We start from the raw sequence: 12253 nt of genomic DNA on the forward strand, positions 1-12253 counted from the left end.
GTAAAATGGGGAAAACAGCAAAAACACTATTTGACAAAGTATGGGATGCTCATGTAGTAGAACGAATAGAGAACGGTCCTGAAATCATATATATAGATAAACACTTAATACACGAAGTAACAAGTCCTCAAGCATTTAAGGAACTGGAAAAAAGGGGAATAGACATTTTCAGACCGAAACAAATCTTGGCTACTGTAGATCACAATGTTCCTACGCTTAATCAAGAGTTGCCTATAAAAGATGAATTGTCAAAACAGCAAGTTGAACAATTAGCTCACAATTGTCAAAAGAACGGGATTACCTACTATGATCTTGGACATCCTTATCAGGGAATTGTACATATCATCGCTCCTGAATTGGGAATTACTCAGCCGGGAATGAGTATGGTATGTGGAGATAGTCACACCTCTACGCATGGCGCTTTTGGAGCTATCGCTTTTGGGATAGGAACAAGTCAAGTTGCACAGGTATTTGCCAGTCAATGTGTACTTATGAACAAACCAAAGTCGATGAGAATAACAGTTTCAGGTAAACTATCACAGTATGTGCAACCCAAAGATGTCATTCTCTATATTATATCTCAAGTAGGTACAGACGCAGGTACAGGTTATTTCTGTGAATATGCTGGAGAGGTATTTGAACAAATGAGTATGGAAGGACGTATGACGATATGCAATATGAGTATTGAGATGGGTGCTCGCGGAGGTATGATCGCACCAGATCAAACGACATTTGACTATTTAAAAGACAAAGTATTTGCACCAAAAGCAGAAGAATGGACTAAAAAAATTAATTATTGGAAGTCTCTGCCAAGTGATAAAGATGCAGTATTTGACAAAGAATACCACTTCAATGCAGAAGATATCCAACCAATGATTACTTATGGGACAAATCCAAGTATGGGAATTGCAATAGATCAAACCATACCAGCTATCAAAACCAAATCTGAAGAAAGAGCACTAACCTATATGGGGCTATCACAAGGGCAAAAATTAGATAGTATTGCGGTCAAACACATTTTTATAGGAAGTTGCACCAATGCGAGGATAGAAGACTTTAGAATAGCAGCATCTTACATCAATGGAAAACAAATTGCCAAAGACGTAAATGCTTTGATTGTTCCCGGATCCCAACAGGTAGTCCAGCAAATTAAAGAGGAAGGATTAGACAGCGTATTTGAGCAAGCAGGCTTTATCATTAGGCAACCTGGTTGTTCTGCATGCCTGGCTATGAATGAAGACAAAATACCTGCAGGAGATTACTGTGTTTCTACTTCCAATAGAAACTTTGAAGGAAGACAAGGACAGGGCTCGCGCACTTTACTTGCAAGTCCACTGACAGCGGCAATTGTAGCTATTGAAGGAAAGATTTCGTACACTAAACTTTACGATTATGCAAGCGTTAATTAAATTAGAATCAACAGCTGTCCCTTTAGCGACAGAAAATATAGACACAGATCAAATCATTCCTGCTCGATTTCTAAAAAGTATTACTCGAGAAGGATTTGGAGAAAACTTATTCAAAGATTGGAGATATCATCAAGACAATACTCTCAAGGAGGACTTTGTCTTAAATGACAAAAAATATAAAGGAGAAATCCTAATTGCCGGAAACAACTTTGGTTGTGGGAGCAGCAGAGAACACGCTGCTTGGGCATTGACAGATTATGGTTTTAAAGTTGTTGTAAGTAGTTATTTTGCAGATATTTTTAAAGGGAATGCTTTAAATAATGGGTTATTACCAATCACTGTTAGTTCTGAATATCTGCACTACTTACTTCAAACAGTTCAACGAGAACCTTTGACCAAAATTAAAATTGATGTGGAGGCACAAACCATAGAAGTAAATGAACAAAAGCACAACTTTGAACTTGATCCTTATAAGAAGATATGTCTTCTACACGGATACGACGATATTGACTATTTACTAAGTCAAAAGAGCAAAATAGAAGCTTTCGAGCACAACAACCAAAACAATTAATTATGACAAAAAGTTACCAAATCGCAGTACTTTCTGGAGATGGTATAGGCCCAGAAGTAGTAAAAGAAACTATAAAAGTATTAGACGCTGTCTCACAAACTTATGTTTTTGAGCTACATTACCACAATGCCTTAATTGGAGCAGTGGCAATAGACCAAGCAAATGAGCCCCTACCTGAGCATACTATAGCAGTATGCAAAAGAACAGATGCTGTGTTATTTGGTGCTATTGGCGACCCTAAATATGACAATGACCCCAATGCTGCAGTGAGACCGGAACAAGGTTTACTTGCCCTACGAAAGGAATTAGGGTTATTCGCCAATATTAGACCTGTCAAAGCTTACAACAAGCTAATTAACCAAAGTCCTTTAAAAGAAAATATTATTCAAAATACAGATCTAGTTATTTTTCGTGAATTAATTAGTGGGATATACTTTGGCCAAAAGAGTATATCCGCAGATGGGCGAGCTGCTTCAGACCTTTGCTCCTATTCACAAGATGAAATCGAAAACATTGCACACCTAGCTTTTCAAGCCGCAGATAAAAGAAACAAAAAACTTACCCTAATTGATAAAGCCAATGTTTTAGAAACATCGAGATTGTGGAGAAGAGTAGTGCAATCCTTAGCAGCTCAATACCCAACTGTAGAGGTTGAATATATGTTTGTAGATAATGCAGCAATGCAACTAATTTTGAACCCTAAACAATTCGACGTAATCTTAACAGAGAATATGTTTGGTGATATTATTTCAGACGAAGCCAGTGTAATCGGTGGATCTATTGGACTACTACCTTCTGCATCGATAGGAACGCACACAGCGCTATTTGAGCCTATTCACGGATCATATCCACAAGCAAAAGGCAAAGGTATTGCCAATCCAATCGCATCTATTCTCAGTGGTGCAATGATGTTAGATCACTTAGGAGAACACGATGCTGCCGAAGCGATTAGAGATGCTGTATTACACACAATTAACGAAGGAGTGCTAACTCCTGACTTAGTCAAAGAATCAACTTATAGTACAACTGATGTAGGCAATAAAATTGCCAACCACGTGCGTTTTAGAACGGGTCATCGATATCAGGATAACATGACTCACAGCAAGTCAACTATCATATAATAGTTCTTATATTGTTAAAATTATTTTTAACCTTCTAGTTTTTGGGACAAGTCTACCTCTAATCAAGGTAGACTTGTTGTTTTTTATACATTACAATAGTAGAAATGTCGGATCAGCTTAAAAAGTCTTTGAAGAAAATGTAAAAGAACAGTTCTCCCCTCTATTACAAAGTGCCGCAGTACAAAAACAGTTCTTACCTTCTTTCGCAATACCCACCTTCAACAGTACTCAAATAGAAGAAATAAAAGCCTAACAGTAAAACAATTTCAAAGGAAAAGACAATTGCGCGAATCAATCTCCTTCAGTACAATTCACTTTAAACTGCTTTCACAATACGTCAGTATATGAAGACATTTTACAACGAGAAAAATCAGTCAAACTACGTATGCAATTTCTTCATTAAACTACTAAATAAACAGCTAAAGTGATATCGAGCAATTAAAACTTTACTGTAAAAGAAAACTGATTGACTACATTTTTAAGGTAGTTAGCCAAAAAACATCGCTACTTCAAGAGTGATTAGGTACTAAGTTGATCGCACTTCCTTTAGGTATTCTTGCGGTATGCTGGGGGTTTTCTTCGGAAAACGCCCCCTTTTGCGAGGAAAACCCCCAAGAAACCGCAAGGAAACCGCAAGAAAGTCCTAAGAAAACACTTCTACTTGTTGAATCAAAGGAGCTCATAATTAGCATCTCAGTGTTACAACCAACAAGAAAGAATTAAGATTAAGTGCATTCATTAATTCAAAAACATCAAAAAACATCAAAAAGCATTACTAAAGCAGATTAGGAGCTTAAAACAAACACGACAAGCCAAATATTCATTTCTTTAGTAATTAAAACATTAATGAGACTACTGGTTCTATTAATGCTAATAACAAATTCATTCGTATTAAGTAAAGAGAAATAAGAATCAGGAGTTTATCCTTTTAAAGTAAAAGTTCATTTTACTTAGTTTTGGTCTTTTGATATGAATTCGAAATAAACTACTTCTTGTAAAGTACAAAATGAAAATAGCCCCTTAACGGAGCTATTTTTCTACCAAAAACTAAAAAATGTAAGATGCTTACACAATTTATTATTTTAAATATCTTAATCTAAGATTCGAACTGGTCTATTATCATCGTTGATAGCAACTAAGGTAAATACACCACTAACTACTTCAACGCGTTCGATATCTTTCATTTTTTCTCTAAATACATTCACGCGAATGCGAATACTTGTATTGCCAATTGACTCGACATTACCTACCATTTCAATCAGTGAACCAGCAGGTATTGGCTTTAAAAAATCAATTTTATCAGCATTGACAATTACAAAGTTCTTGCGGCAAAAACGCGTAGCTGTCATAAAAGCAGTTTCTGTCATCATCAAAATTACCCTACCCCCAAACATCGTATTATGATGATTTGTTATTTCAGGAAACACCACTTTAAAAACACGTGTTTCAGCTTGTTGCATTTGTAATTCGATTGATTCAGATACTACCATTAATTCAAACTTATATTGATAAAATATCAGATGAGAAATAAAGGAACCCTATAATTAGTAAACAATAATAAATTGGGAAAGGAAACAAATGAAAAGAGAAGTGAATACAATAAAAACACCATTGTAAAAACAATGATTGCATTAAGGATATTCAACTCTGACATAAGCTCTAAACCGCGAAAGCATGGTCTACTAAAGATAGGCAGGTCTCCTGACTTGTAACATTCTTTTACCGTCCTTCCCATCTACACATAGACAGTGGAACACTATAAGGGTAAAGAATTTTAAGTTACTTACAGTTGCGCGACAGTTCGTGATTTACACACGATTCCCTTTTCGTATACAGCTAAGTATAACCTTTCTTTGTTGATATTTTAATTCCTATTTTGGAATCTTGACAGCGAAGATAAGCAAACTTTGCGAATAAACTATCTTATAGCTTAAAATTACTGACCTACCTACTGACCAATCAGAAGGACTTCTTCCCCATACAGCAAAAAAAAGAGACCCAGTTGGGTCTCTTTCCAAGGCTAAAGTTGTTTTTTAAGTTCTTGTGCCTTATTGATATCTTGATAAATCTTAATCGTCTTCATCGTAGTAAATGATTTCATCTTTTCTAACATATACTTAGCATGAGTAGAATTTGCCTCGTCAATCTTTAACTTTCGCTTCTGTGACGGATTTGACCATGTATAGTAATAGGGTTGATTATTCTCTATTGCAACAGCTCCGATTGAATCTGCTATAAAATTGTAATCATTAATAGCAAAGTGATATTTGCTCTCATTGCCAAATAAATTGTCCCCTGTATACGTATAAATGGCTTCAGATAGACTCAAATTAAAAAGGGTAGGAAATATATCTTTATGAGAAGATACTCTCTCTTGATCAAAATTACTTGGTTTATACTTCTCTGGAATATAAAACAAAATAGGCACACTTCGCTTGAGGAAACCTTCTTCAGGAGAATATTCGAAAACTTGGCGAATATTGTGATCTCCAGAAGCTGCTATTATGGTATTCTCACCTAATGGAGAGTTCCTAACTTCTTCAATCAACTTAGCAAGCATTGCAGCACCATATTGATGAGAGTAAAAGTTGGCATAAGCTGTTTGCTCATCAACTCTTATCTTTTGTTTTAAACTATCTGGCATGACGATAGGTTGCGTTGTGTAACTTTTAGGAACAACAAAAGGCGTATGATTACTGATTGTCAAACCAAAAATGAATTTTGGCTTTCCATCATCTACTTTCAATTTATCTAAAATGTAATCCATTAAATAACCATCGTGAACCCCCCAAGCAAATTCTTCGGCACCAGGATAGGATTCTAAAATATTATTCTTTCCTTCGATGTAATCAAAAGACTGTTTTTGAAGCATCTTATCGATATTACGCCAAGATATACTCGCTCCTGTCAAGAAATACGTATCGTATCCCTTACTCTTAAAGGGAAGTGTAATAGCACTGCTAAAAGGAGTGTCAAAATACACAGATTGGGATATAATCGTCTTTGGTGTACCTAATATAAAATTCTCTAAAGTCTGTATCGTACCATTATAAGCTGATAAGCTATTCTTAAAATAGTATAGGTCATCTAATTGACCTGCCAGATCTCCGATAAGATTAAATTCTTTTGAATTCATGTCAAAGTAATGATTACTCATACTCTCCATCTGTAAGAATATAACATTAGGAGGATTTTGCTCTAAGAATTCACTATAGGCAGTCTTTCGCTCTAAATTATTGTCAAACAAATCAAGCTGCTCTCCTTTATAGTGCTGTAAAACACCAAGCAAACTTTCGTAACCATTAGCTTTTAATTCACTTTCAATATCGGGGTTTATCCTATTTTCCTTGCGTTCTGAGTTGGCAAACTTTAAACTATAAAGCGCATTATAACACAGTGAATTAACAAACTCATTAGCTGTAATATTAGTGTGCTCTCTGCGAAGCGTAAACACTCCTACACTTCCACGCATCCCAACAAAAACTAAAGGAAATAACAATAGTAAAACAAGTGATAAAGCTTTACTCTGTTGTATTATAGGACGTGCCAATGATTTCTTTACTCTTTTCGAAACAAATAACAACCCTACAATTGCAATCACATAAGTAATTAATATTTTGAAGATAGGATAATCCGTCCATACTGAATTCAATACAGCTGTAGTATCATCTTCAAAAATACCGAAGAACAAGAGATTGATATGAGATTGGAAAAACTGATAGAAAAAATAGTCTATAATAATAAGTGATAAAAACACTACTAATACAAAGATTAAGTAGTACTTGATAAAGCTACCGTAAAAGCGACTATATCCTATATTAAAGCGCTTGGGTAAAAATAAAGATATAAGCCATAATAAAACAACTGGTAAAAATCCATAACAGATCGCTGAAACGTCAAAGCGAGCTCCGACAATAAAAGCCTCTATTACTCCTACCTTATATGAAGACAAATCAGTGAAATTCCCGAAGGTGATTAAAAAACTCAATCTACCGAGGAAAAAAACAAATAAAAAGTATAAAAAATACTTTAGTCCGTTTAGACTTAAACGACGGAACAAATCTAAATTCATTACAAAAATTGTTTTACTTTTTTTCAAAAAGCAAAAGTAACAATAAGATAACATTAAATTAATATTGTTTCCACATTCTTTTCTTTCCTATATTTGAAGTGCTTACGAACAAAAAGTAAAATATTTTTAAAAAAGGTTTTGTAAGAGAAAAAAGACTTTATATATTTGCACTCGGTTTTGGAGATACGTATCTTTCAAAGCTGATCATGAAATAGTTAAAATTTAAGATTTAAAGATAAAAGCAATGAGCAAGAGAACGTTTCAACCATCAAATAGAAAAAGAAGAAACAAACATGGTTTCATGGATAGAATGTCTACTCCTAACGGTAGAAAAGTATTAGCTGCAAGAAGAGCTAAAGGAAGACATAAATTAACTGTTTCTTGTGAAACAAGACATAAAAAATAATGTTTTAAGAAAGCATAAATAAAGGTGTTACTATTGTTCGTAACGCCTTTTTTTATACTCTGTCTTAACGCAACGCACAATATCACATCACACACACTACAACACTAAACTTACTTTATATTTAATTTGTTTAATTTATAAAGTAGAAAAACAACACAAAAATGCCTAAAGACACTTCTATCAAAACGGTACTAATCATTGGTTCAGGACCAATTATTATCGGACAAGCTTGTGAATTTGATTACTCAGGTTCACAGTCAGCGAGATCATTAAAAGAAGAGGGAATTAAAGTTATCTTGGTTAACTCTAACCCTGCTACAATTATGACTGACCCTTCTATGGCAGATCATATTTACTTAAAGCCATTAACAACAAGATCGATTATCGAAATTCTTGTTGCACACCCAGAAATTGATGCTGTATTACCAACTATGGGAGGACAGACAGCATTAAACCTTTGTCTTGAATGTGACGATAAAGGAATTTGGGCTGACTTCGGAGTACGTTTGATTGGAGTGGACATTAATGCAATTAACATCACTGAAGATCGCGAGCAATTCAAACAACTTTTAGAGAAGATAGACGTTCCTGCAGCTCCTGCAAGTACAGCTACTTCTTTCTTAGAAGGAAAAGAGATCGCTCAAAAATTTGGTTTCCCATTAGTTATTCGTCCTTCTTTTACCTTAGGAGGTACTGGAGCTGCTTTCGTTCACAAAGAAGAAGACTTCGACGATTTATTAACCTATGGACTAGAAGCCTCACCTATCCACGAAGTTTTAATTGACAAAGCTTTACTTGGGTGGAAAGAGTACGAATTAGAATTATTACGCGACAAAAATGATAACGTAGTAATCATCTGTACTATTGAGAATATGGACCCTATGGGTATCCACACTGGAGATAGTATCACTGTAGCACCTGCTATGACATTATCAGATAGAACATTCCAAAGAATGCGTGACCTATCAATCAAGATGATGCGTAGTATCGGTAACTTCGCAGGAGGATGTAACGTACAGTTCGCTGTATCACCAGACGAAAAAGAAGATATCGTAGCTATTGAGATTAACCCACGTGTATCTCGTTCTTCTGCATTAGCTTCTAAAGCGACTGGTTACCCTATCGCTAAGATTGCAACTAAGCTTGCCTTAGGATATACACTTGATGAATTACAAAATCAGATTACTAAATCTACTTCAGCTTTGTTCGAGCCGACTTTAGACTATGTAATCGTTAAAATACCTCGTTGGAACTTTGACAAATTTGAAGGTGCTGATAGAACATTAGGTCTTCAAATGAAATCTGTAGGTGAGGTTATGGGTATCGGACGTTCGTTCCAAGAAGCTTTACACAAAGCAACTCAATCATTAGAAATTAAACGAAATGGTTTAGGAGCAGACGGTAAAGGATACACAAACTATGATCAAATTATCGATAAACTTACTCACGCAAGTTGGGATAGAGTTTTCGTAATCTATGATGCCATCCAACACGGTATTCCATTAAGTAGAATTCACGAAATCACAAAAATAGACATGTGGTTCTTAAAACAATACGAAGAACTATACATGTTAGAAAAAGAGATTTCTAAATATACATTAGAAACATTGCCGAAAGATTTATTACTTGAGGCTAAACAAAAAGGGTTCGCTGATAGACAAATTGCTCACATGCTAAATACTGTTGAAAGTAAAGTTCACACATTACGTGATGAAATGAATATTCAACGTGTGTTTAAACTTGTAGATACTTGTGCGGCTGAGTTCCCTGCTAAAACTCCTTACTACTACTCTACTTTCGAGGCTGAAATCGAAAGACCTGACGGCACGTGTTATGTTTCTAACGAAAGTGTTGTTTCAGATAAGAAAAAGGTAGTGGTATTAGGTTCAGGACCTAACCGTATCGGTCAAGGTATTGAATTTGATTACTCATGTGTACACGGTGTATTAGCTGCTGAAGAATGTGGATACGAAACAATTATGATTAACTGTAACCCAGAGACAGTATCTACTGACTTTGATACAGCGAACAAATTATACTTCGAACCAGTATTCTGGGAACATATCTATGACATCATCCAACACGAAAAACCAGAAGGGGTAATCGTACAGTTAGGGGGTCAAACAGCGCTGAAACTAGCTGAAAAACTCGAAAAGAATGGTATTAAGATCTTAGGGACAAGCTTTGACGCATTAGACTTAGCTGAAGACAGAGGTCGTTTCTCTGAATTATTAGAGCAACTAGATATCCCATTCCCTCAATTCGGGGTGGCCAAAACAGCTGAACAAGCATTAAAACTTGCAGATCAATTAGACTTCCCACTACTTGTACGTCCATCTTATGTACTTGGAGGTCAAGGAATGAAAATTGTAATCAACAAAAAAGAGTTAGAAGAGCACGTAATCGAATTACTAAACTCTATTCCTGGTAACTCTTTATTACTTGACCATTATTTAGCTGGAGCTATTGAAGCTGAAGCGGATGCAATATGTGATGGCGAGAATGTACACATCATTGGTATCATGGAACACATCGAACCATGTGGAGTACACTCGGGTGATAGCCATGCTATGTTACCTCCATTCAACTTAGGAGAGTTTGTATTAAACCAAATAAAAGACCACACGCGCAAGATAGCAGTTGCTCTTAAAACAGTTGGTTTAATCAATATTCAGTTTGCAATTAAAGATGATATTGTATACATCATCGAAGCAAACCCAAGAGCATCGAGAACAGTACCATTCATCGCAAAAGCGTATGGAGAACCTTATGTAAACTACGCTACAAAAGTAATGTTAGGACACAACAAGGTAACAGATTTCGACTTTAATCCACAGTTGAAAGGATATGCTATCAAAACACCAGTCTTTTCATTTAATAAGTTCAAAAACGTAAATAAAGCTTTAGGCCCTGAAATGAAATCAACAGGAGAGAGTATCTTATTTATTGAGAACTTAAGAGATGATCAGTTCTATGAAATCTATTCTCGTAGAAAAATGTACTTAAGTAGATAATCTTTAAGACTTAAATATTCAAAAAGAGGTATATGTAAAATATACCTCTTTTTTTTGCGATAAAGCTTAGCAATACTTTTTCCTACAACCCAAGATATAATTGTTATTTTTGACCTTTATCAATAAACCATCCTCTTATGTCACATGAAATTCTTGTTGCATTATTAGCCATACTAATCGTTCTTGCTTTTTTTATCGGTAGATCATCGAAAAGAGATCACCAAGGAACCAGTGAAGAAACTATAAAATTAAAGGCCGAAAATGAGTTTCAAAGTAAACTTATTACCCAATTACAACAAGAAAAAAAACAGGTCGAAGAACAAGCAGACCTATTTCGATTGGACAATCAAGAACTAATTGCCCGTATATCTATTCGAGATACAGAATACAACAATCTAAAAGAGCGATTAGAAGTACAACAAAAAGAAACTATTGCACTACAAGAAAAGTTCTCTAATGAGTTTGAAAATTTAGCTAATAAAATTTTAGAAGACAAAAGCGAGAAATTCACCAAACAGAATAAAGTAAATTTAGAATCACTGCTCTCCCCTCTACAAGAAAAGATTATGCACTTTGAACAAAAGGTAGAGCAAACCCATAAAGAAAGCATAGACCACCACGCTGCATTGCGCCAACAAATCTTTGGTTTACAACAAATGAATCAAAAGATGAGTGAGGAAACCATTAACCTAACCAAAGCTTTAAAAGGCGATAATAAAATGCAGGGGAATTGGGGTGAAATGATTTTGGAAAGTGTATTAGAAAAATCGGGCTTAGAAAAGGGAAGAGAATACGAAACACAGCAAAGTTTTACTTCCGAAAATGGCAATAGACTGCAACCAGACGTAGTTATTCACTTACCTGATCAACGTCATATGGTTATCGATTCAAAAGTATCACTTATTGCCTACGAACAATATATAAATGCAGTAGATGAAGATCAACAAAAAAAATATCTACACGAACACCTCTACTCTATAAAAAGACATATAGATGGCTTATCAGAAAAGAATTACTTTGAGCTTTATAAAGGCACAAGTCCTGATTTTGTATTGCTTTTTATTCCAATAGAAACAGCATTTTCTATCGCCATTAATGCAGATAATACACTATACACAAAAGCTTTTGAGAAGAATATTGTCATTGTTACACCTTCTACGCTATTGGCAACACTACGCACCATTGAATCAATGTGGACCCAGAGAAAGCAACAAGAAAATGCGTATGAAATAGCAAGACAGGCAGGGTTATTATATGACAAGTTTGTTGGTCTTACCAATGACTTAAGTAAAATAGGAAAGAAATTAGATGAAACGAAGAACGAATATGACAGCGCCTTCAACAAACTTAGCCAAGGAAAAGGAAACCTTATCACTTCTGTACAAAAACTCAAAGAGATGGGCGCTAAAGCTAAAAAGAGTCTTGATCCTTCTTTTACAAATCGAATAGACTATTCTGACGACATAGAATAACACAATTCACAACTCAAAGGTATAAGTAATCTTATACCTTTTTTATTTGCCTCTACTATTCCTGTGAGATACTAAGCCAACATTTCTCTTAAAAGTTAAATGACTATATGATCATAAATCAACAATAATGATTTAGATCAATGACATTATAATAAACCTTATATCCTTACACATTACGCAACAAAACT

The 12253-nt window shown here is 35.0% G+C and carries 8 protein-coding genes and 1 riboswitch; of the genes, 6 read left to right on the top strand and 2 right to left on the bottom strand.

What is annotated here, in order from left to right; genetic code table 11:
- Positions 1–5: 5 nt before the first annotated feature.
- The 3 genes from leuC to leuB are packed head-to-tail and all read left to right on the top strand — an operon-like array spanning position 6 to position 3101.
- Positions 6–1409, top strand: a complete 1404-nt coding sequence (leuC, locus tag GOQ24_RS07440) for a 3-isopropylmalate dehydratase large subunit (protein ID WP_160339398.1) — start codon at positions 6–8, stop codon at positions 1407–1409.
- Positions 1393–1980, top strand: coding sequence for a 3-isopropylmalate dehydratase small subunit (gene leuD / locus GOQ24_RS07445; RefSeq protein ID WP_160339399.1), 588 nt, complete (start codon positions 1393–1395; stop codon positions 1978–1980). The genes leuC and leuD overlap by 17 nt, the downstream gene beginning before the upstream one ends.
- A gap of 2 nt (positions 1981–1982) precedes the next feature.
- Complete coding sequence (gene leuB, locus GOQ24_RS07450) at positions 1983–3101, top strand: 3-isopropylmalate dehydrogenase (RefSeq protein WP_160339400.1); 1119 nt, start codon at positions 1983–1985, stop codon at positions 3099–3101.
- Between the two features lie 1091 nt (positions 3102–4192).
- On the opposite strand, the gene GOQ24_RS07455 is transcribed toward leuB, so the two are convergent.
- Both GOQ24_RS07455 and GOQ24_RS07460 read right to left on the bottom strand, forming a co-directional pair.
- A complete protein-coding gene (locus GOQ24_RS07455) occupies positions 4193–4591 on the bottom strand; it encodes an acyl-CoA thioesterase (RefSeq protein WP_160339401.1) in 399 nt (132 codons plus the stop codon).
- A gap of 183 nt (positions 4592–4774) precedes the next feature.
- Positions 4775–4967: riboswitch (cobalamin riboswitch) on the bottom strand.
- A 154-nt stretch (positions 4968–5121) separates the two neighbouring features.
- Positions 5122–7173, bottom strand: coding sequence for an LTA synthase family protein (locus GOQ24_RS07460; RefSeq protein ID WP_160339402.1), 2052 nt, complete (start codon positions 7171–7173; stop codon positions 5122–5124).
- A 244-nt stretch (positions 7174–7417) separates the two neighbouring features.
- Between GOQ24_RS07460 and rpmH the strand changes: the two genes are divergently transcribed.
- The 3 genes from rpmH (at position 7418) to rmuC (ending at position 12065) form a co-directional block, all read left to right on the top strand.
- Entirely contained in the window at positions 7418–7579 is a 162-nt protein-coding gene (gene rpmH, locus GOQ24_RS07465) for a 50S ribosomal protein L34 (protein WP_006256972.1), read from the top strand.
- Positions 7580–7740: 161 nt separating this feature from the next.
- A complete protein-coding gene (carB, locus tag GOQ24_RS07470; protein WP_160339403.1) occupies positions 7741–10593 on the top strand; it encodes a carbamoyl-phosphate synthase large subunit in 2853 nt (950 codons plus the stop codon).
- Positions 10594–10730: 137 nt separating this feature from the next.
- Positions 10731–12065, top strand: a complete 1335-nt coding sequence (gene rmuC / locus GOQ24_RS07475; RefSeq protein ID WP_160339404.1) for a DNA recombination protein RmuC — start codon at positions 10731–10733, stop codon at positions 12063–12065.
- Positions 12066–12253: the final 188 nt, after the last annotated feature.

It is taken from the genome of Myroides sp. LoEW2-1 (assembly GCF_009767705.1).
GTDB lineage: Bacteria > Bacteroidota > Bacteroidia > Flavobacteriales > Flavobacteriaceae > Flavobacterium > Flavobacterium album_A.